Annotated in this window: 27 protein-coding genes and 1 tRNA gene; 15 read left to right on the top strand and 13 right to left on the bottom strand. The window is 42.0% G+C overall.

The window, feature by feature from the left end; all coding sequences use genetic code 11:
• The first annotated feature begins 2 nt into the window (after window positions 1-2).
• Both H6795_00645 and H6795_00640 read left to right on the top strand, forming a co-directional pair.
• Window positions 3-305, top strand: a complete 303-nt coding sequence (locus H6795_00645; protein ID MCB9817031.1) for a DUF427 domain-containing protein — start codon at window positions 3-5, stop codon at window positions 303-305.
• Window positions 306-308: 3 nt separating this feature from the next.
• A complete protein-coding gene (locus tag H6795_00640; protein MCB9817030.1) occupies window positions 309-578 on the top strand; it encodes a hypothetical protein in 270 nt (89 codons plus the stop codon).
• A 1-nt stretch (window position 579) separates the two neighbouring features.
• Here H6795_00640 and H6795_00635 read toward each other — a convergent pair whose 3' ends face one another.
• Entirely contained in the window at window positions 580-1245 is a 666-nt protein-coding gene (locus H6795_00635) for an AIM24 family protein (GenBank protein ID MCB9817029.1), read from the bottom strand.
• 89 nt (window positions 1246-1334) lie between these two features.
• Here H6795_00635 and H6795_00630 point away from each other — a divergent pair, with 89 nt between their 5' ends.
• Both H6795_00630 and H6795_00625 read left to right on the top strand, forming a co-directional pair.
• Entirely contained in the window at window positions 1335-3077 is a 1743-nt protein-coding gene (locus H6795_00630; protein MCB9817028.1) for a DUF2207 domain-containing protein, read from the top strand.
• Window positions 3078-3144: 67 nt separating this feature from the next.
• Window positions 3145-3597: a hypothetical protein gene (locus H6795_00625; GenBank protein MCB9817027.1), complete on the top strand. Its 453-nt coding sequence runs from the start codon at window positions 3145-3147 to the stop codon at window positions 3595-3597.
• Window positions 3598-3625: 28 nt separating this feature from the next.
• Here the strand turns inward: H6795_00625 and H6795_00620 are convergent, their stop codons facing one another.
• Together H6795_00620 and H6795_00615 are read right to left on the bottom strand one after the other, a co-directional pair.
• Window positions 3626-3967 (bottom strand): hypothetical protein, encoded by a 342-nt coding sequence (locus H6795_00620; protein ID MCB9817026.1) that lies wholly within the window; start codon window positions 3965-3967, stop codon window positions 3626-3628.
• 180 nt (window positions 3968-4147) lie between these two features.
• Window positions 4148-4579 (bottom strand): response regulator, encoded by a 432-nt coding sequence (locus tag H6795_00615; GenBank protein ID MCB9817025.1) that lies wholly within the window; start codon window positions 4577-4579, stop codon window positions 4148-4150.
• Window positions 4580-4704: 125 nt separating this feature from the next.
• On the opposite strand from H6795_00615, the gene H6795_00610 reads away from it, so the two are divergent.
• Window positions 4705-5205, top strand: coding sequence for a hypothetical protein (locus H6795_00610; protein ID MCB9817024.1), 501 nt, complete (start codon window positions 4705-4707; stop codon window positions 5203-5205).
• Between the two features lie 55 nt (window positions 5206-5260).
• On the opposite strand, the gene H6795_00605 is transcribed toward H6795_00610, so the two are convergent.
• On the bottom strand, window positions 5261-5644 hold the full coding sequence (locus tag H6795_00605; protein ID MCB9817023.1) for a hypothetical protein: 384 nt from the start codon (window positions 5642-5644) through the stop codon (window positions 5261-5263).
• Window positions 5645-5764: 120 nt separating this feature from the next.
• The gene (locus H6795_00600; GenBank protein MCB9817022.1) at window positions 5765-7276 is read right to left on the bottom strand and encodes a proteasome accessory factor PafA2 family protein; all 1512 of its coding nucleotides are present in this window, start codon (window positions 7274-7276) and stop codon (window positions 5765-5767) included.
• 95 nt (window positions 7277-7371) lie between these two features.
• Between H6795_00600 and H6795_00595 the strand changes: the two genes are divergently transcribed.
• Window positions 7372-7779, top strand: coding sequence for a hypothetical protein (locus tag H6795_00595; protein MCB9817021.1), 408 nt, complete (start codon window positions 7372-7374; stop codon window positions 7777-7779).
• An 80-nt stretch (window positions 7780-7859) separates the two neighbouring features.
• A complete protein-coding gene (heR, locus tag H6795_00590; protein ID MCB9817020.1) occupies window positions 7860-8627 on the top strand; it encodes a heliorhodopsin HeR in 768 nt (255 codons plus the stop codon).
• 406 nt (window positions 8628-9033) lie between these two features.
• On the opposite strand, the gene H6795_00585 is transcribed toward heR, so the two are convergent.
• Both H6795_00585 and H6795_00580 read right to left on the bottom strand, forming a co-directional pair.
• Complete coding sequence (locus H6795_00585; GenBank protein MCB9817019.1) at window positions 9034-9450, bottom strand: hypothetical protein; 417 nt, start codon at window positions 9448-9450, stop codon at window positions 9034-9036.
• 60 nt (window positions 9451-9510) lie between these two features.
• The gene (locus H6795_00580) at window positions 9511-9744 is read right to left on the bottom strand and encodes a hypothetical protein (GenBank protein ID MCB9817018.1); all 234 of its coding nucleotides are present in this window, start codon (window positions 9742-9744) and stop codon (window positions 9511-9513) included.
• A 161-nt stretch (window positions 9745-9905) separates the two neighbouring features.
• Between H6795_00580 and H6795_00575 the strand changes: the two genes are divergently transcribed.
• Complete coding sequence (locus H6795_00575) at window positions 9906-10490, top strand: bifunctional (p)ppGpp synthetase/guanosine-3',5'-bis(diphosphate) 3'-pyrophosphohydrolase (GenBank protein ID MCB9817017.1); 585 nt, start codon at window positions 9906-9908, stop codon at window positions 10488-10490.
• Between the two features lie 11 nt (window positions 10491-10501).
• Here H6795_00575 and H6795_00570 read toward each other — a convergent pair whose 3' ends face one another.
• Window positions 10502-11248, bottom strand: a complete 747-nt coding sequence (locus H6795_00570; protein ID MCB9817016.1) for a hypothetical protein — start codon at window positions 11246-11248, stop codon at window positions 10502-10504.
• A 9-nt stretch (window positions 11249-11257) separates the two neighbouring features.
• Window positions 11258-11893, bottom strand: a complete 636-nt coding sequence (locus H6795_00565; GenBank protein MCB9817015.1) for a hypothetical protein — start codon at window positions 11891-11893, stop codon at window positions 11258-11260.
• Between the two features lie 309 nt (window positions 11894-12202).
• Here H6795_00565 and H6795_00560 point away from each other — a divergent pair, with 309 nt between their 5' ends.
• From H6795_00560 to H6795_00535, 6 genes are all read left to right on the top strand, one after another.
• A complete protein-coding gene (locus tag H6795_00560) occupies window positions 12203-12532 on the top strand; it encodes a PH domain-containing protein (protein ID MCB9817014.1) in 330 nt (109 codons plus the stop codon).
• A gap of 62 nt (window positions 12533-12594) precedes the next feature.
• Window positions 12595-13275, top strand: coding sequence for a response regulator transcription factor (locus tag H6795_00555; GenBank protein ID MCB9817013.1), 681 nt, complete (start codon window positions 12595-12597; stop codon window positions 13273-13275).
• Between the two features lie 5 nt (window positions 13276-13280).
• A complete protein-coding gene (locus tag H6795_00550; GenBank protein MCB9817012.1) occupies window positions 13281-13922 on the top strand; it encodes a hypothetical protein in 642 nt (213 codons plus the stop codon).
• Window positions 13923-13931: 9 nt separating this feature from the next.
• Complete coding sequence (locus H6795_00545; GenBank protein MCB9817011.1) at window positions 13932-14294, top strand: sensor histidine kinase; 363 nt, start codon at window positions 13932-13934, stop codon at window positions 14292-14294.
• A 69-nt stretch (window positions 14295-14363) separates the two neighbouring features.
• Window positions 14364-14939, top strand: a complete 576-nt coding sequence (locus H6795_00540) for a fasciclin domain-containing protein (protein ID MCB9817010.1) — start codon at window positions 14364-14366, stop codon at window positions 14937-14939.
• 206 nt (window positions 14940-15145) lie between these two features.
• Complete coding sequence (locus H6795_00535) at window positions 15146-15322, top strand: hypothetical protein (protein ID MCB9817009.1); 177 nt, start codon at window positions 15146-15148, stop codon at window positions 15320-15322.
• Between the two features lie 184 nt (window positions 15323-15506).
• Here H6795_00535 and H6795_00530 read toward each other — a convergent pair whose 3' ends face one another.
• The 4 genes from H6795_00530 to H6795_00515 all read right to left on the bottom strand — a co-directional run bounded on the left by H6795_00530 (window position 15507) and on the right by H6795_00515 (window position 17049).
• Window positions 15507-16058: a host-nuclease inhibitor Gam family protein gene (locus H6795_00530; GenBank protein MCB9817008.1), complete on the bottom strand. Its 552-nt coding sequence runs from the start codon at window positions 16056-16058 to the stop codon at window positions 15507-15509.
• A gap of 148 nt (window positions 16059-16206) precedes the next feature.
• Window positions 16207-16283 (bottom strand) — tRNA-Glu (locus H6795_00525).
• Between the two features lie 87 nt (window positions 16284-16370).
• Window positions 16371-16634 (bottom strand): SHOCT domain-containing protein, encoded by a 264-nt coding sequence (locus H6795_00520; protein ID MCB9817007.1) that lies wholly within the window; start codon window positions 16632-16634, stop codon window positions 16371-16373.
• Window position 16635: 1 nt separating this feature from the next.
• Window positions 16636-17049, bottom strand: coding sequence for a hypothetical protein (locus H6795_00515; protein ID MCB9817006.1), 414 nt, complete (start codon window positions 17047-17049; stop codon window positions 16636-16638).
• A gap of 155 nt (window positions 17050-17204) precedes the next feature.
• Between H6795_00515 and H6795_00510 the strand changes: the two genes are divergently transcribed.
• Window positions 17205-18485, top strand: a complete 1281-nt coding sequence (locus tag H6795_00510) for a PAS domain-containing protein (protein MCB9817005.1) — start codon at window positions 17205-17207, stop codon at window positions 18483-18485.
• The last annotated feature ends 17 nt before the right edge of the window (window positions 18486-18502 follow it).

Here is an 18502-nt window from a genome sequence, read left to right as displayed (position 1 = left end):
ACATGAAAGCAGTCTGGAACAACCAAGTGCTCGCAGAAGCTCCTAAAGAGGATCTTATATTTATTGAAGGTAACCTATACTTTCCGCCGAGCGCTCTCCATAAAGAATTCTTTACAGCAAACGATGAGCACACGAGCTGTTTCTGGAAAGGCCAGGCTAGCTACTATGACATACTCGTGGGTGATAAAACCAACAAAAGCGCTGCTTGGTACTACCCAAAACCAATGGACGGCTCTATTGAAAAAGTAAAAAAAGACTTTACAAATTACGTAGCATTTTGGCGTGGCGTTAACGTAGAAGAATAATAGGTGAGCGCATTACGTAAGCTATTTACTGATAAAAATGGGCACATAGTCATTGCTCAGTTTCCGAATATTCCAATACTTGTATGGTTCGGCGCAGTTGTGGCGACTAGCATAAGTACTAGTTCTACGGCAGATACAGTTTTAAGTACCATAGGTACTGTTGCTCTTGCTAGCTGGGCATTTTTAGAACTTGTGAGTGGAGTAAATTATTTCAGAAGAAGCCTGGGATTAATAGTTTTAATATTCCTAATAATAAGTAAAATTAGTCAGTAGCCTAAGCACGAGCCGTTAAGTATTCACCAGGTTGAACGACAATATGCCCTTTGCCCCGAAATGCCATCTGAAAGCTTTCACCACTTCCGCGGCCAATAAGTGACTTCGCCTTAAAGCTGCTCTTTATAGATACTTGCAAGTCACTTGTCCACGCAATAATACTATTGACGTCCGCGTAGACCTCATTGCCGTCTACCGCTATAACCACTGGCAAACCAAAGCTTGTAATTGAAATGGAGCCAGTACCTTTTAGAGTCGTGTTAAAAAAACCACCAGCTGCAAAACCCATAACACCTGCCTTGAGTACGTTAATATCCCAGTCTATACCTTCTGTAAATGCAAGCACATTTCGAGAAGTTATTGTTAGTGCTTCGTTTTCTAAGTCTAATACATGTATCTGAGCAGCTCTGTCTGCTAAAAATACATCTCCTTGCCCAGCAACTTTCATAAGAGACATGCCTTCTCCTGTAGCAACACTTTTTACAAAACGACCAATTCCTGCACCTTTATAATCAAAATCAACGGTGCCCTTATAGGCAATCATGCTGCCTTGTTTTGCATAAATAGTGCCGTCTAAATTAACGAGCAACGTGAAGTCGTTTTGAGCTACAAACGTTTTGTTTTCATTTGTAGTATTTTCTGTATTATCAAATAGCTTGCCGCGCATAAGTAAGCCCTTTCTAGTATTAATCTGTCCTAAGTATAGCAAAGCAATACTGCCCACTACATATTTAGGCAGTTTGCTACAATAAAGGCATGAAGCTACACAAAATAGTACCTCAACTTATTGTGTTTCTTGTTCTCATTATTTTTGTAGCGCCATCAACTGCACATGCCAATACACAAAACTTTACAATTGCGTCCTTTGACGCAACATACACGCTTGGCAAAGACGATAACAACAGGTCTATTCTAAGTGTAGAAGAAACCATTACCGCACAATTTCCTAATTATGATCAAAACCATGGTATAGAGCGGGCTATCCCAAACACATATGATGGTCATTCGGTAAGTTTATCTATAGAGAGTGTTAACAAGCCAGATGGGACTAATTGGTCGTATACAACCTACCAGAGTAATGGTAATACGGTGCTTCGCATTGGTGATGCCAATAGATATCTGCAAGGCGAACAAATATTCATCATTAATTACATGCTGCGCGATGTTACTAAGAATTTTTCTGGTGGTGATGAATTTTTCTGGGATATCAATGGGACAGATTGGCAGCAAACTATTGAGCGAGTACAAGCAACGGTATATTTAGAAGATTCCATTAAGGCAGCCTTTGATAATAGGTTACAGTGCTACAGTGGAGTAGCTGGATCAACAGCGTCAGACTGTACAATAAGTGCCTCTATAGACGGGGTAATAACAGCCACGTCTACGCAACCTCTAGCGGCTCAAGAAAACCTAAGTATTGTTGTAGGCTTTGCACCAAATACTTTTAGCGGTTACGTCGCACCGCCTATACCGCTGTGGCTCAAGCTCTTTTGGTTTGTAGTTGTGCCAATTGGCTATGTAATATTTCCTATCTTAGTATTGCTTTGGGCGGTGCGGACTTGGCGCTCAAAAGGCCGTGATGTAACAAAACAAACTACCATAGTGCCGCAGTATATACCGCCCAAAAACACATCAATGTTGCTAAACGATACCATCATCAACACAAAAATGCGGCCCAAAGCAGTATCTGCGAGCATTATCGATCTTGCGGTACGCCACTACCTTAAAATATACGAAGTTAAGAAAAAAGAATACGAATTAGAGATAAACAAACCTGTAGACGGTACACACCCTGACGATGTATCTGTGCTGCAGCTATTGTTTGGTAATTCGTTGCAAGTAGGTAGCAGAATCGCCTTAAAAGACAAAAAAACTATTTACAAGCAAGTTGAACAGCTAGGTAAAGAAACGTATCAGGCTGCGATTGCTAGTGGGTACATGGCTGATACAAGAGCTGTCCAGAAAAAGGTTTATATAGTTGGCGGTATCTTCACATTTATAAGTATTGTAACCCTTAATCCACTGCTCTTTGTTGCAGCAATAACTACGCTTGTGCTCGGTGCGTATATGCCAGCACGTACTGCAAAAGGCATCGAACTAAAAAGCTACCTAGATGGGACTAAAATGTATATGCAAGTAGCCGAAGCAGAGCGTTTAAAGGTTCTACAGTCTGCCGATTCTGCTATAAAAGTGAATACACGCAGTGCTGATCAGCTCGTTAAATTATATGAACGCTTGCTCCCACTCGCTATGCTGTATGGCATTGAAAAAAGTTGGGCCACGCAATTTGCTCATTTATACACACCAGAAACACAGCCAGACTGGTACGTTGGTAATTACAGCACCTTTAATGCGGCTGTTTTTGCAGGTTCACTTGCCAGTTTTGGTAGTAGCAGCGTATCGAGCTTTAGCCCACCTAGCAATAGTAGCAGTAGTGGGTTTTCAGGTGGAGGCAGTTCGGGTGGCGGTGGTGGCGGTGGTGGCGGTGGTGGTTGGTAGTACTGCACGCGCGTGGCGATCACAATCTATCTAGCATAAGCCCACCTCGAGTGTTAGTATTGTATTAGTGTATAGATTTAAAAAAAATTATAAAAATTACCTACGTTACAACAAACATATAAGGGCGTGCGCTCTTTGTGCACCTGAAGATTTTACAATTATTGAACAAACAGAGTACGCCGTTGTTGTCGTGAATAATTACCCATATGATATTTGGGAACAATCAGTCGTATTGGAACACTTAATGGTACTGCCACTCGAACATAAAGCTAATTTGAGTGAGCTGTCACCAGCCATACAAAATGACATCATGGCGTTGCTTGCAGCATATGAAACTATGGGTTATAACATATACGCACGATCAGCCAATAGCAAGCATCGTTCAGTGGCGCATCATCAACACACCCATTTAATAAAAATTACCAACGATTACGCAAGAGCATCACTATATATCGAAAAGCCATATCTTTTAAAAATATTCGGTAGGCACGCAAAATCTAAAAAAACCGCCCAGAACTGAACGGTTTTTTTATAGAACAAACCAGATTTTAGTCGTGCTTTGGACCAACGTATTTGGCGTCGCCAAATCCTAGCATCAAATAGCCAACTAGTGAAAATAGCCATAACGCGATGACACCAAAAGCAGTACTTTTTCCAAAGTGTTTTGCTAAATCGATAGCCAGCATTAAAGCTACAAAAATATTCACAATCGGCACCAAGAACGCCAAAAACCACCATCCGTTGCGGCCAGCAATGGTAAATAATGTATACATATTATAAAAAGGGATGATTGACTTCCACCCAGCTTCGCCGGCTTTAGTAAAAATCTTCCATTGTGCAACGATAGCTACCACAATGACAACGACGTATAGTATCCAAAGTGCAGCTATTGCACCCCAAAAGCTCGTGCTATCAGTTGTAGTCACCGTAGTTTCAGGCGACAGCATTACTGGTGTTATTGTTTCTTGAGCAAACCACATAACTATAATCCTCCTTAAGTTATATCACCAGTATACGTACTTTTGTAATATTAACAATATTGCAAAAAAAGGTATTATATCAACAAGTAATTATTCTAAAACGTTGCTAGATTCTTCTGCTTTTTGTTCTGGTGGCATTAATATGCTATCTACCAGTTTATCTATATCGTCATCTGTAAGATTGGCTTTGACGGCGTAACCTTCTATACCCAAACTACGTAAATTAGCAGGAGCTTCACGCTCGTTCAGGTTAGATATCACATATACACGAATATTTTTACCCCACTCAGATGCCCGCATACGCTCAAGTACCTCACCACCAGAAAGTTTAGGAATCATCATATCTAACAGTACTAAATCTGGTAATTCACGTTCAATGAGCACTAATGCAGCCTCACCATCTGCCGCTGTATAACACTGGTAGCCTATAAGCTCTAGCCTTGTTTTATATATTTCTGCAAGGGCAGGGTTATCTTCTACAATAACGAGTTTACGTGTGAGAATTGGGTATTCTTCTTCCATACGATAAATAATAGCCTATTTTCTATATAAAACATACTCTACTGCGAGTAGTACAGCTATATTGCCTACACCAAGTGTAGTTGCGCCACGAGAGTATACTATACCTTATAAGGGGGTACTGGAGTATGAGTTTACCAAACACCTACACATCACAAAACGAAACAGGTTGTTGCGCTATACCTGATATACCATCGTGGCAAGATAAAGAACATATCTTTGATAATGAGAAATTTATTAAAATGCAAACCAAAAGTTTTTTATATATGCCTCTAAATATGTCAAAAATAATGAAGTTGTTAGACAACATAGCTACTGCTGCTGATGCCAAACCAAAACCAGAGCAAGCTATGGTGCTTAGCCATGATATTTCACCTTGGCGGGCAGAACACCTTTATAGAGTCACCAAGCAAGTCGAAGGTCAAGCTACTGTGGTATTGAATGGTACGTATATTTCTAAAGTCTTCACGGGGCCGTACAACAATGCTAAAAAATGGTACAAACAAATGCATAGCTTTGCAAACCAAAAAAATAAAACAATAAAAACACTGTATATGTTTTATACCACCTGCCCAAAGTGTGCCAAACACTATGGAAATAATTATGTGATAGGGCTCGCAGAAGTATAAATATGAGAAAGCCCCGGGCGCTGTAACGCGCCCAGGGCATCCTCTCGCTAAAGTACTACTGCAGCTCTTCTAGTGCTGCTTCGAGCTTCTTGTGTGAAACAACTACGGCATTGAAGAGCCGCAGCTCAGAAACAAGGCTCTTCTTACGCAGCCTGTCTTCATAGAAGAACCCCGCGTATACTACCCGCCATGCGTAAGTCTCATCATTGCGCTCAACGATAAGCACGTAGGTCGGGTCTCCACTTACGTGGTGAATCATGATGCCATCGTGCTCTGAGTCAGGTTCTAGCAGTACTACACCGTCGGTTACTACTAGCTGCAACGGTTTACCTATGCCAATCTTCGTCCAGAATTCACGGCGTAAATCCCCCACAGCTGGCTGTGGGATGAGCCCTTGTTCATACAGCCCTAAAGCTACGTTTTGTACGTTAACCTTCACTTAGGTTCCTTTCACGAGAGGAGCGTGCATCGCTTTGACGCAAACTAGACTATAATACAATATTTTATTAAAAAATACTAGGTTTATCGTGTGTTTACTAGATACAATTCTATGTGCTGCTTACTCGTCGCGTGGTTGAGCTTTTTCGGCGAGTTCTTTTGATGCTTGTTTATGTACAGTTGCTCTGGTAGGGTCTGATAAATCTATACGCCTACCGACACCGCTTTTTAGAAGTACAGATACAGAATCCCACGTACATTCTTCTACTGCGTAATCTTTGATAAATGTACTTCTTATATTAGCTCGCGTTTGTAATGGAGCATTATAGTAGGCATTCGCTATATCCTTAGGGTGCAAACTTTTTTTAAATGCACCATTATCACGCATCTTGAATCCGTAGCCTTTTTTGCGGACCACGCTGCCATCGGGCTGTGCTGTGATACCTATGTAGTCAAATAACATATCGTCACGAGCGTGCTCATAATATCCTCTTGCACTGCCAGCTTCTGCATCTTTCGCTAATATTTTTGTAAACTTTGCTGCCCAATCAGCACGATCAGCTAAAATACTTAGTGGTTGCCTATTGGCGAGGACCTGACGAAAATCTTGGCAAAATACTTTTAATTCTTGGGCAATATAGTAGTAGTCAAGGGGCAAATCGGTATACAGTTGCAAGTCGTCTAAAAACATATCTGCCAGTCGCTCTTGAAAGTCTAAGACTTCGTAGGTTTGCTCGTCTGGGCACATCATTCCATCTTTACCCATTGGGATTGCGTTATTTTGCTCAGCATAGGCTACATCATCACTCTGATATGATAAATGACCTAAAATATCTTGTTTAAGCGGAGTTTCTAAAGCGGCCATAAGCAATGCAACACCACCTAAGCGCATCATGGTTGCCCATGTTGATATGTTAATGTCGCTACAACGTATTTCTAATCTGTTTTGGGCTGTTTCAGAAATGCCTTGGGCGCCAACTGTTCTGTACATATATCCTGCATAGGAATAGCCTGTGACCGCTTTCAAGCCATCAATTTTTTGGCTAAATCTAAATTCATGATCTTGGTTTACGTAGCCGGCACCCGTTAAAAATGAGCGGGTAGCTAAATACCCAGCTAAAGGTAGTCTGTAATCGTAACCACGATCGTAATTGTCCCCGTATGGGTAGGCAAAATTATCGTGGCAACCCTTTCTATTACCCTGTGAATCTACTACTCTACGTTGTATTCTAATAATAGCTTCTTTCCCGAATTTCTCGGCGGTGTGCTGGCCGTAGAGCTCTGCCATATCTTCCATTAAATGTTCATTCGCCTGAATATACATAGCCGTCTGTTGTGGGTTTACGCATTCAGGTGTCGCTCTTTCTATGTTATCTATATGGCGCTCTCCTGAAGACTCTTCATCACAAGAGCCTCCTGCATAGACGAGGCCCCCATTTTGCAAATACACACCGCTATAGTGGTTTGCTACAAAACATAAAGATGTAGGAATAAACATATCTAAGTGAGCGGCAAAATAGTACGGCTGCTCCCATTCACCAGTAACGTTAACCATTAAAGCAGTTTCTTCTTCTGTACCCATGACAACAGGGAACTGCGGTGGATAGTTATAGTGAGCGTACGGTGCATTCATGGTTTAAAGTAATGGCTGAATAAACAGTTCCAAGATAATTAATATATATTACAATATTGTAATAATTTTGGTCTATTTTATTGTATAATATAGTAATGTTTGAAACAAGCCATATTTGGCACTTAGACACGGAAGATAACATTACCATCAGAAAGGGAGCCATTGCCGTAGACCCCGATGACATGCCTGTGCATATAGACGATGCAAAGCGATGTATAACAGTAGCAAGTGGGCTGCAGCCACGTGATTTTATCGTTACAGCTAAACGTATCGGGGCAGACACATGCTACGAAAATACTCAAAGTTTTTTAGTAACAATAGTAGAAGCTGATGGCAGTGGCATAATTGTACATGGTGATAAGATTTTACAATCACCTAGAGAATGGACCACGCACCGTATAGAGTCATTTTGGAAGCTATTAGAAGAAATCGAACCAGAAATATATAGCATTTTTGGTTTGCAAGGTTTACAAACGTATATTCGTAGATCATATATTTTATAGCACCAAACGTATACCGTTTGTTCACTCCTATGCTGTACTATATATAGTATGAAACTATTTAACCGATCAAAAAAAGTTCTATTTCTATTAAGAATCTTATAAAACTCAATAAAGTTGCATTTGTATTACACCTATTGCAGGGCATTTTAATGGTATGGCTTGTAAAAGCAGTTGGCATAGACGCAAGCTATGATGTGACCGTAAACTATCTAAGCTTTAACCCTATAACAGAGGTACTCGAGCCAGCAACAACAACACTATTTGCAATAAATTTCGCTTGGTTAGTAGCCAGCTTTATGTTTATGAGCGCACTGGCACACCTTAGTATCGTAACGTGGTATAAAAAAACATACATAGCAGACCTTGAAAAGGGTATAAACAAAGCACGCTGGATAGAATATAGCATTAGCGCAAGTACTATGATGATTGCAATTGCACTCCTCAGTGGTATGCAAGATCTAGCGAGTTTAGTAATGATATTTGCGCTTGTAGCCGGCATGAACCTCATGGGCTTGGTGATGGAAGTCGTAAATGCCGGCAAAAAGAAACCAGCTTGGCTCAGTTTTGTAATTGGATGTATTTTAGGGATTGTGCCGTGGATTGCCTTTGGTATCTACGTCTTTGCTGCCAACAACTATAGCGTTAATGGCGTACCTGGGTTTGTATATGGTATCTACGTGAGTATATTTATATTCTTTAACTGCTTTGCCATTAACATGTACTTACAGTATAAAAAAATTGGCAAATGGAGCGATTATTTGTACGGCGAAAAAGTATACATTGTTTTAAGCCTACTGGTTAAATCGGCACTCGCATGGCAGGTGTACGCTGGTGTGTTTCAACCCTAATATTCTTTATAGTCTGGTAATCTAAGTTATTTTACTGTATAGTACTACCGTCTTATACACCAATACAAAGGGGAACAGCAGTGCAAATCACGGTGAGTAAAGGAGAAGAGGGCTCCTATGTCCTAACTCTTGAACCGCAGCATCACACCCGATCATACGGCAATGCCTTGACAGAAAGATCTCATGAAATAGACGCGCGCGTCTATGCCAGCGATAGAGAGGTTTTTCTTCACAAGCGCCCACACTTCAGAAGCATAAGAGCCTACGAAACTGTGTTGGTCAGTGTTGCAAAGCATGTCTGCGGTGCACATGATGTCCGCGTGCAATACGCCTGAGAAGGTAGGTATAGACACACCCCCAAGAGGGCCCTGCAGCTACCATGCCAGCAGGCGCCCTCTTGGGTATTTCAATTTTGCCAACCTGTATGATGCTCACAATAGGTAAAATCTTTGCCGCAAACCGAGCAACCATAACCGTCAATATAATCACTTGGTTCAAAAGGTATTAATCCGTCTATGTTAGATTCGTATTGCGGCTCCGCAATATATGACTCATCTCCTGTATCTCTGTAAATGTCATTCAACATTGCTTCCGCTGATAGGTTAGAACGTAGCGCCCGTAATGTACGTAAACATGCCAGCTGTTCATCTAGTGATAATGCTTGGCCATTTTTGGCATTAAGCACACTAGTAGACATGTCTTCGTTTTCTTGGGCTATGCCAATAAACAGGTATGGTTCCCAAGGTATTTGACTCTCTGGCAATGTGCCATATGGTTCTGGGTCCTCCGCCGTATGCCGTGCATATTCAAGTAGCAGACCCACAGTCGGCGAGCTAGTGTTTGCTTGTAGCGAAATATTCGCTTGCTCTGTTTGGCCATGCTGTTACACCGTCACTTCTTGCAAAACTCGCAAGCGAACCGACACAAATTCATTTGGTGTTACGATATCCAGTCTATTAGTAACTATGTCTGTCACAATCTGATCTGCTTCGCTAGAGTAACAGCTTGTGAAATAGCCGTAGTTATTAGCTGTGTCATAGGCCTCTTCTGCCAATAGTTTTTCTATACTTTCTTCAAACTCATGGTGGCCAACTGGTGGGTGATACATATCACGCATTTTTAGAATAATATACCGTTTTTATAGTTTTTACAATCTTAATAATAGTGGTAAAATATACATGTAGGACAGCGGCAGTTACAACCTGCGTCTATTGCGGCTACGGATTATATTAGTAATAATTCGGGCCGATTTCTTATTTTTTGGCCAAGGAGGACACCATGCAAGATATTAGAAATAAAACCCAAGGAATGTCACCTTCCAACAAGGCACTTGTTATTTCTAAAGCTGCGCATGCAGGGCAAACAAGAAAAGGTACAAACCAACCGTATATTATTCACCCTTACAGTGTGTATGGTAATTTGCTGCCATATACAAATGACGAGTCCACGCTTGCCGCAGCGCTGCTACACGATGTTCTAGAAGATGTAGACCCAACTCGCTACAGCGAACAGCACATGCGTGAAGACTTTGGAAATGACATTGTCTCTATTGTAAAGCTCGTTACAAAGGATAAGACAATTACCAATTGGCGGCAAAGTAACCAAAGTTACCTAGACACATTATGGGCGACAAACGATGAGCGTGCGCTGCTTGTCAGTGCAAGCGACAAGCTAGACAACTTAAGCACTTCTTTACATGATCACGCGAGGGAAGGTGATACCTTTTGGGCGCGCTTTCACGCTGGTAAAGAAGACCAAAAATGGTGGTACGACAGCGTTCACCAAGTTCTTGTAGCTAAAATACCGCAACATCCAATCGTCCAAGTATATGGCAAAAAAGTAGCCTTACTTAAGCAGTTGTAACGGGTGATTGCCTAGTTCTCTTTAGGTGTATCGTGCGCAGCTAGAGATAATGGTTTTTTATTGCCTATTTCTGGCAATATATAGAGCGCCAATATAAGTGCAAATAAAACAGCGAATCCGCACATTATAGATGGGATACCAGCCCGCGCTTGCGGGTTAATTGCGTACACCATTGCTGTAGGAACTAAGAAAACTGCATACCCCACCATAAGAGCCTTGGTTGTCTTGCGTTCAGTTTTAGCGCTTGGTGGCATGGTATAAAGAAAGCGTGCACCTACCAGCAGCGCAGCTAATAGCCAACCATAGTAATACAACCCATAGAATAAGGATGGCAGTGCACCCAACTGAAATATTACATAGTTACCAGTACATTGATGCCCAGCAAAAGCCGTGGGCGATAATAGAAAATATGCCATAAAACCGGCCATACTCGCATAGGCAGTCATCACCATTTTGTTGGCAGATGATTTATTAAGTGCAAACATCATATGTAACCCTAGTGCTGGTAACGCGGTAATCGCTACATAGCCAACCCGTGACCATTGGCCCGCGCTCAAACTGGCACCTCCACATACAAAATATTCTGCTAATTGAAAAAGCCCGAGCATGAGTAATGTTGCTACAATAAGCCGTGTAATTTCATTGCGATGGAACCGAAGCATTACATACAGAGCCAGTGAAATTTCTATTATAAACGTGGCTATCATGACAGGTGGTGAAAAGCAAAATAATGTATTTTGACGGTTTTTTGCTAGCATATACCTAAACTATACATCACTGGGTTCACTAACGTGTGCATGTTCGCCATCATCTAGATATGTTTTATAGGCTAACCAACCAGATGCAGACGTGGCAATCATACCGCCAATCCCATCGGCATAGTGAAAGTACGGCGTAACAGCAATCGCAAAAGATGTCACCGTTGCCATACTGCCATCTACAAAAAAGTGCCGCTCGGCGTCTTTATATGCAAGGGTATCATCTCTTCTTCTTTTTATAGAATATATAAGCCCAGCGTTAATTGCCACGGCACCTAGTTCAGCTGATAATGCCTTCACATTTAGTGGGGCTTCTTCAGGGTTTGCAATAGAGTGGGCAGCATTCGCGCCAGTCATAATAGCCCCAGCTGCAATAGCCGTTGCTGCCAATCGACGCCTTCGCATTACTTTTTTGTGAACATATTCGTCGCTTAACTCTTTTTTGTGTGTTGATGTATGAGCACCATGTGAAATTGAATCTAGAAAATTATGCCAGCCATTTGCAAATGCTGCGCTACTACCGCTCATAAGCCCTACGGTCGCCTCGACAATACCATAGCTAAAGTTCAAACCTGTCGCTATACGCATAATCGGTCTTGGAGAGCCTGTTTTTTTATATTCTATATTACTAGCATTTTTATACATACCATTATATAGTATGTGCTCAAAAAGTAGCGATTACAAGCGCAAGCATTCATATACGGTATAGCTTTTTGCTTAGGTTGAGTAGCAGCTTTACAGGTCCTTAACAAGCAATTCTTTATAGTTAGTAATAGTCACGTAACAGAAAGGGTGCCATGGATATAGTGAGGAGAAGCCCAGCTGGTTTAGTAATAAAAATTATTGCTATAGAAATATCCTTAGAAATCATTTATTTGTTACTTTCTACGGCGCTTGTAGAAGTACGTAGCCAAGCTGGTGAAAGCTATACACTAGCGTGCTATTTTATCTGTTATGTTCTTAAGTCTTGCGATAACTGCTGTCGTCACCTTAGTCGCTCAGTGGGCAAATGAAGGCTATTATATTAAAGAAAACGAATTAGTTGTCAGACGGGGTATCATTCACAAAACAGAAATTTCTTACCCCTATGCTAATATGCAATCTGTGTCTGTTCAACAAGGCTTTTTTGGCAGATTATTTAACTTTGGTTTAGTAACCATCTTTATACCAACACTTGGTAAAGATATACTATTCAACGAAATATCAGCACCTAAAAAATTTGCACAAATATTGAAAGACCACATACCGTACGCTGAAAGCGGCCAATTTTTAATTCGCAAATAGTTTAGCACGAAAGCAGTAACAGCTTAACGACTGCTTAACATCATTGATGCTAAACTATAAATATGATGAATAAAGTGAATATTCTCGTCGTAGAAGATAATACAGATATGCGAACAGCTGTGTCTGACTATTTGACTGATAACGGATATATTGTCCGGAGTGCCCCAAGTGCCGAACTAGCCCAAGAAAAGAACTATCCAGCGGCCTCTGATATAGCGGTTCTTGACATTTCGTTACCAGGCATAACAGGTTTATCATTTACAAGAATGCTCAAAGAACAAGGCTTTGATGGCCCGATAATAGCCATAACAGCCCGCGACACAGTAGACGATAAAATTATAGGTTTAGAAGCTGGTATGGATGATTATTTAGTGAAGCCATTTGACTTACGGGAGCTAGTTGCCCGAATAAACGCGCAACTACGTACCAAAGGTATCCAACACGATCTTGCTCCTATAAAAACGGCTCACTTTAAAATAGAGCCAAAAAGACATAAATTCTTTATACAAGACAAGGAGGTAAAGCTCACGCTTGTTGAATTTCGTATTATGCGAAAGTTAATGCAAAATAGTCATACAACCGTGAGTACGCAAGATATTATTGAGTCTGCTTGGGGCGATGACGCTGCAATAACCAACCCCCCAATACGCATTCATATATCTAACTTGCGCAATAAAATTAATGATCCTACGCTAACGATAATCCAAACTATACCTGGCGTCGGCTATTTACTAAATGATTAATAACTATGGATAAAGTACTTGCAACAGCCAGAAAAAATCTTACATTTGCTACGGTTGGCGTAGCGATTATTTGTGCTTTGGTTGCATCTATTGCTATGTATGCCTACGCAGAACAGCGTTTGCAGCAAAATATTTCTGCTGCAAAAATTGGCCAGCTTGCACAAGACAATTCAGAACTAAGCGCCTACATAGCCAGCCAAGCACCAAATCATGCCCATTTTGAAACCATTGCTGGAATCATACAAAGAGAAGACAGAAACCAAATTACCGCGAGTTTACCTTTTGTGCTCGTGGCAGTGATTGTCATGAGTGGGCTGGCTGGATGGTGGCTATCGCGCCGCTTGCTCAGCCCCGTAAAAGAAGCGTATCTTTCGCAACGACGTTTTATGCAAGATGCTGCTCACGAGTTACGCAATCCGTTAGCTGCTATGAGCACAATGCTTCAGCAGGCAAAAAATCGGCCTCCTGCAGGCAAAGAGCTCAATACGTTCATTCAATCTCTTGGCAGGCAGGCAACACATCTGACAAGCATAACAACTGACTTACTGCTACTAGAACACCGTGATTACCCAGGTACACAAGAGATCGATATCGCCGAACTATTAGGTGATATTGTAGAAGAGTTGCATCATCAAGCAGTCGCCTAGCATATTGCAGTGAATCTTAAAAAACCAACAACGCTCAAGACAAAAATAGATCCTCAGCATTTTGTGTACATAGTAAAAAATGTGCTAGAAAATGCCATTAAATTTAGTGACAAAAAAGGCAAGCCAATTGACGTACAACTAACACATTCAAAAACAGGGTGGACCCTAAAAGTAAGAGACTATGGTGTTGGTATACCAAAGCAAGATTTACCCAATATTACACAACGTTTTTATAGAGCAAAAAATGCGACTAATACAGACGGGACCGGCTTAGGCATGGCAATAATAGATAAATTTGTTTCTATCTATCATGGCGATGTCAGCATAACAAGCACCGTCGGTAAAGGAACTACCGTAATAGTTACATTGTAACTATACACATTCTATACACCCCTCCAGTCATAATAGTTAGTGTAATTAACTAATTAGGAGGAACGTATTATGGAAAGTAACAAAACAGCAGGTATCGTAGCCGTTGTATTAGCCATCGCAGTTGCCGTTGGTTGTATTGTGTGGTTCGCGAATAGAGAAGATACTACAGCTACAAATGAGACGAGCCAAAGTAACATGCAACCTGCAGAACAACAGGCCAACCGTGACATAGTGGTGGTAGCATCAGAAACAGAAAGCCTCAGCACCCTAGTGACTGCTGTAAAAGCTGCAAATCTTGTAGAAACATTGCAGGGAGCAGGACCGTTCACTGTATTTGCCCCAACCAATGATGCTTTCGCTGCATTGCCAGCCGGTACGCTAGACACGCTGCTCAAGCCAGAGAACCAAGATCAGCTTAAAAGTATCTTGACCTATCATGTCGTACCAGGCACCGTACTCGCTGGTGACCTAACAGATGGCCAAGTTATCACTACCGTACAAGGTGGTACACTTACTGTTAAAATCGCCGATGGTATGGTCTACCTTGTTGACGCAACAGGCAACCAAGTTAAGGTAGAAAAGGCTGATGTTAATGCAGACAATGGCGTCGTACACGTCATTGGCGGTGTACTATTGCCTCAGTAAATAGCAGGCGGCATCTTTAACAAATATTTTGGTTGTTTCTCAGCTAATTATCAGCTAGTAACGTAATACTAATCTGCGACATAGCCGCATATATGCAGTATGCACATAAGGTAATCCGCTAGAACTATTGACCCTTTATGTACATGTGGTGTGTCTTCTGCGAGGGTACACCACCTAAAAAAATATTAAGCATTGGAGGTAACGCTATGGACTTTATAAGAGACTTACTTGGGAGTGTACAAAACGTATCTCAGCAAGCGATTCCAGAGCCACAAGAGCTCATGGATATTGCACTCGGCAGTACCAGTATAGACGAATCTATTCAACAATTTACCGAGAATACCGATACGGTACAAACAATTACCGATAGTCTTAAGCGATAGTGTCACTCCAGGTGTAGAAGCGTTGCGTGTGCAGCATTACATTCGCTTAACGTACGTCATATGAAGCTAATAATTATCAGTAGTGTAAGACGATGACATGCAAATAGTATGTAAGACTAGTAAGTAGAATGCGGCTGATAATTGCGAATACGGCCCGGGGATCTCCCCCGGGCCGTTCGCTAGTTTACTGCTTTCGCTCAACAAAGAGCCATTTGGCACCACTCTTTCGTTGGGCAGGAGTGGGCAAGACAGAGACCCGGACCACGTTCTTGTAGACGACGTCCACTAGCCCAGCCAGCTTGGCTCTAGTGAGCTTATCTGCCTTGAGCGAAGCTCGGGCGACAGACTCTTTTACTACGATGTGATCCCTCCCAGACTTGAATCGCTTGAGCCTCTTTACCACCTCTTCTTCTGGCACCAAGAGACAAAGCGAACCCTTGCCATCCGTGCGCCATTCGATGTCCATAGAGCCCAAGTGAACTGTCTGGGTGTCAGTCAATTCTGGTTTGTGAGCGTGAGCGTATTCGATGATTACGTCCACCAGCCTGTCCGCATCGCCACTAAGCGAGCTAATATCTGCATCGTAGCGTTCGTTCACCTTGGCTAATGCAGCCTGCTTACGTTCTTGCGTGGTCGCAAGTTTACGTAAAATCTTACCCAGCCGACGCCCCAGATTTTCTAAATCCATGAGCGATTGCGGGGCTTGAATAGCTTGTTGTGGTTCAGGTTCCGACACTGCCTCCACCTCCAATTGTAGATGTCCTCTAGTAACCTAGCCTATAAATTTTACAATGCATCAATATTGTATGCAAATATTGAGACCTAAAACAACTCTATTCTAGTTATTCCATGAAAAAAGCCCACGCGTAGGTGAGCTATTTTCATGGTGACCCCGGCGGGGTTCGAACCCGCGATCTTCTGGATGAGAACCAGATATCCTGGACCACTAGACGACGGGGCCATTTCGTATATACTGCTGCGTCTATATGTAAAACTCAGTAGTACTTTACCACATTACCAATACTCTGTCTAACCCCGTAAGCTGTAATTAAATACCCAAAATCTGCCTCTTTTTGGCGTCAAATTCTTCTTGCGTAAGAATACCTTGATCTTTTAAGGCAGCTAGTTGTTGTAGCTCTTGAATTTGGTCCTCGTTACTTGTTGCCATAGGGGCAGCTTGTTGTGGTTGTTGCACCTGATCGTCGTTCTGAGACCATCGCCTCGCTTGGCGTCGGCTAACGTTATTAGAAACTGCCGTTGCCGTTCCAGCAACTACAGCCGTCCTAGCTACTCCTCGTAATAATCCTGGCATATTAATTTCCTCCTTCTAGTTCAGTTTGTGCTTCTGGGTGGATCCGGCCTTCGGCGATGAGATACCCATTGGCATCAATAAGTGCTTTTTTAAGTGGTAATGCCCATACGTGTTCTAGCACCAGTAAGCCAGCGGCTGTATCTGGCTCTAAAATATCACCAACTTCGTCTATGTCATCTTGAGTAATGGCAGAACCGTCTGTGACATATTTTTGTGAAAAAGAGGCTATTACTTCGTCGCCTGAATCAGTAACATTCAGCTGCGTTAGCGTTCCGTCTGTATCTTTTTGGACAAACCCAAGCGCGATGACCCGGATTATGTTTTTATCTATAGCGTCGGATAAAGCCTCAAGTACACTCCCGTCAAATTTATTACCTTCAAAACCAACCACTAAATAGTCTATCGGTCCTCTCATATCACTCCTTTCATTTAGTACTACCTACTAGTGTAGTATATTTCATGCACAAATACATCTCCTGATGTAATAGAAACCGTTATTGTTTTTACAGGGTGTAACTGCAATAATAAACGTATGCGTTTTACTAGCAATGGTGGGATTGTGCTGCAATAATGCTCGGTTTTAATAAAAAGCAAACGCCACAGTCAAACCAAGCGCCTACGCTCGCCAAAAATTTATTTGACGAAAAGGCCAAATCTGACATCATTTTAAATGCCATAGACGACGGCGTTATTTTAATTGATGCTAATAAAACAATTCAGCTTTTCAACCCAGCAGCAGAAAAAATTACAGGGTGGGCACAAAAAGATGCACTTAATATTCAGTACACATCTGTATTAAAGCTCATAGATAAAAAGAACGAACCATACACGCAAGAAATGGATCCGTTTTACCGTATTTTTACAGAAATTGCTACCATCAAAGACAATCAAGCTAATATATTATCAAGCGGTGGCAAGCTCATCGCGCTTGATATTACAGTCACCCCACTTATCAATCAACAAAACCAGATCACGGGCGCAGTTGGCGTATTTAGAGACGTCACCGAACAACGAAGCGCAGAAGCACAACGGGCAGAATTTATAAGTACCGCCAGCCACGAAATGCGCACACCAGTAGCTGCGATAGAAGGTTACTTAGCGCTTGCTATGAATGAGCGCGTCTCTAAAATAGACTCAAAGGCACGTGATTATTTAGAAAAAGCTCACACCAGCACCCAGCACTTGGGTAAGTTATTCCAAGATTTATTAACAAGTGCCAAAGCAGAAGACGGCCGTTTGCAAAATCACCCTGTAGTGACAGAAATGGGTGAATATTTAGAGCAATTAACACAAGATTTGCGCTTTAGTGCAGAAAAAAAGGGTCTTGGTATGGAATACCTTATAGGCGCTGTCGGCCAAGCCACTAGCGGTAACCGCGGTGAAGCTGGCGGGAAAAAAGTTGTAAGGCCCCTTTATTATGCTCACATAGACCCAGACCGCATGAGAGAAGTGATTACCAACTTGTTTGATAATGCCACAAAATATACAGATAGCGGAAAAGTAAGCGTGGGCATTACTGGTGATGACCATGTTGTTCAAATTAGAATCCAAGACACTGGCGCTGGTATTCCCAAAGAAGATGTACCACACTTGTTTGAAAAGTTTTACCGCGTAGACAATACGGCGACACGCACCATAGGTGGTACTGGTCTCGGTTTGTTTATTTGCCGCAAAATTGTAGAAATGTATAACGGGCGAGTATGGGTAGAAAGCACACTTGGCCAGGGAAGCATCTTTTATATCAATTTGCCGCGACTAACGACAGAAAAAGCCCAAGCGCTCCAGATCCAAGAAACCGCTGCCGCAAGTGGTACTGCTGGGCAACCACAAGTGACGCAACCTACCTTGTAGTCGCACCCTAGTAAAAG

The sequence above is a fragment of the Candidatus Nomurabacteria bacterium genome (assembly GCA_020631975.1).
Lineage (GTDB): Bacteria > Patescibacteriota > Saccharimonadia > Saccharimonadales > CAIOMD01 > JACKGO01.
This window is presented reverse-complemented; position numbering and strand designations above follow the sequence as displayed.

Coding starts and splice junctions, on each gene's coding strand:
- H6795_00645 (MCB9817031.1), top strand. CDS start 3: ATGAAAGCAGTCTGGAACAACCAAGTGCTCGCAGAAGCTCCTAAAGAG.
- H6795_00635 (MCB9817029.1), bottom strand. CDS start 1,245: ATGCGCGGCAAGCTATTTGATAATACAGAAAATACTACAAATGAAAAC.
- H6795_00630 (MCB9817028.1), top strand. CDS start 1,335: ATGAAGCTACACAAAATAGTACCTCAACTTATTGTGTTTCTTGTTCTC.
- H6795_00615 (MCB9817025.1), bottom strand. CDS start 4,579: ATGGAAGAAGAATACCCAATTCTCACACGTAAACTCGTTATTGTAGAA.
- H6795_00610 (MCB9817024.1), top strand. CDS start 4,705: ATGAGTTTACCAAACACCTACACATCACAAAACGAAACAGGTTGTTGC.
- H6795_00600 (MCB9817022.1), bottom strand. CDS start 7,276: ATGAATGCACCGTACGCTCACTATAACTATCCACCGCAGTTCCCTGTT.
- H6795_00595 (MCB9817021.1), top strand. CDS start 7,372: ATGTTTGAAACAAGCCATATTTGGCACTTAGACACGGAAGATAACATT.
- H6795_00580 (MCB9817018.1), bottom strand. CDS start 9,744: ATGCGTGATATGTATCACCCACCAGTTGGCCACCATGAGTTTGAAGAA.
- H6795_00575 (MCB9817017.1), top strand. CDS start 9,906: ATGCAAGATATTAGAAATAAAACCCAAGGAATGTCACCTTCCAACAAG.
- H6795_00570 (MCB9817016.1), bottom strand. CDS start 11,248: ATGCTAGCAAAAAACCGTCAAAATACATTATTTTGCTTTTCACCACCT.
- H6795_00565 (MCB9817015.1), bottom strand. CDS start 11,893: ATGTATAAAAATGCTAGTAATATAGAATATAAAAAAACAGGCTCTCCA.
- H6795_00560 (MCB9817014.1), top strand. CDS start 12,203: ATGTTCTTAAGTCTTGCGATAACTGCTGTCGTCACCTTAGTCGCTCAG.
- H6795_00555 (MCB9817013.1), top strand. CDS start 12,595: ATGATGAATAAAGTGAATATTCTCGTCGTAGAAGATAATACAGATATG.
- H6795_00550 (MCB9817012.1), top strand. CDS start 13,281: ATGGATAAAGTACTTGCAACAGCCAGAAAAAATCTTACATTTGCTACG.
- H6795_00540 (MCB9817010.1), top strand. CDS start 14,364: ATGGAAAGTAACAAAACAGCAGGTATCGTAGCCGTTGTATTAGCCATC.
- H6795_00535 (MCB9817009.1), top strand. CDS start 15,146: ATGGACTTTATAAGAGACTTACTTGGGAGTGTACAAAACGTATCTCAG.
- H6795_00520 (MCB9817007.1), bottom strand. CDS start 16,634: ATGCCAGGATTATTACGAGGAGTAGCTAGGACGGCTGTAGTTGCTGGA.
- H6795_00515 (MCB9817006.1), bottom strand. CDS start 17,049: ATGAGAGGACCGATAGACTATTTAGTGGTTGGTTTTGAAGGTAATAAA.
- H6795_00510 (MCB9817005.1), top strand. CDS start 17,205: ATGCTCGGTTTTAATAAAAAGCAAACGCCACAGTCAAACCAAGCGCCT.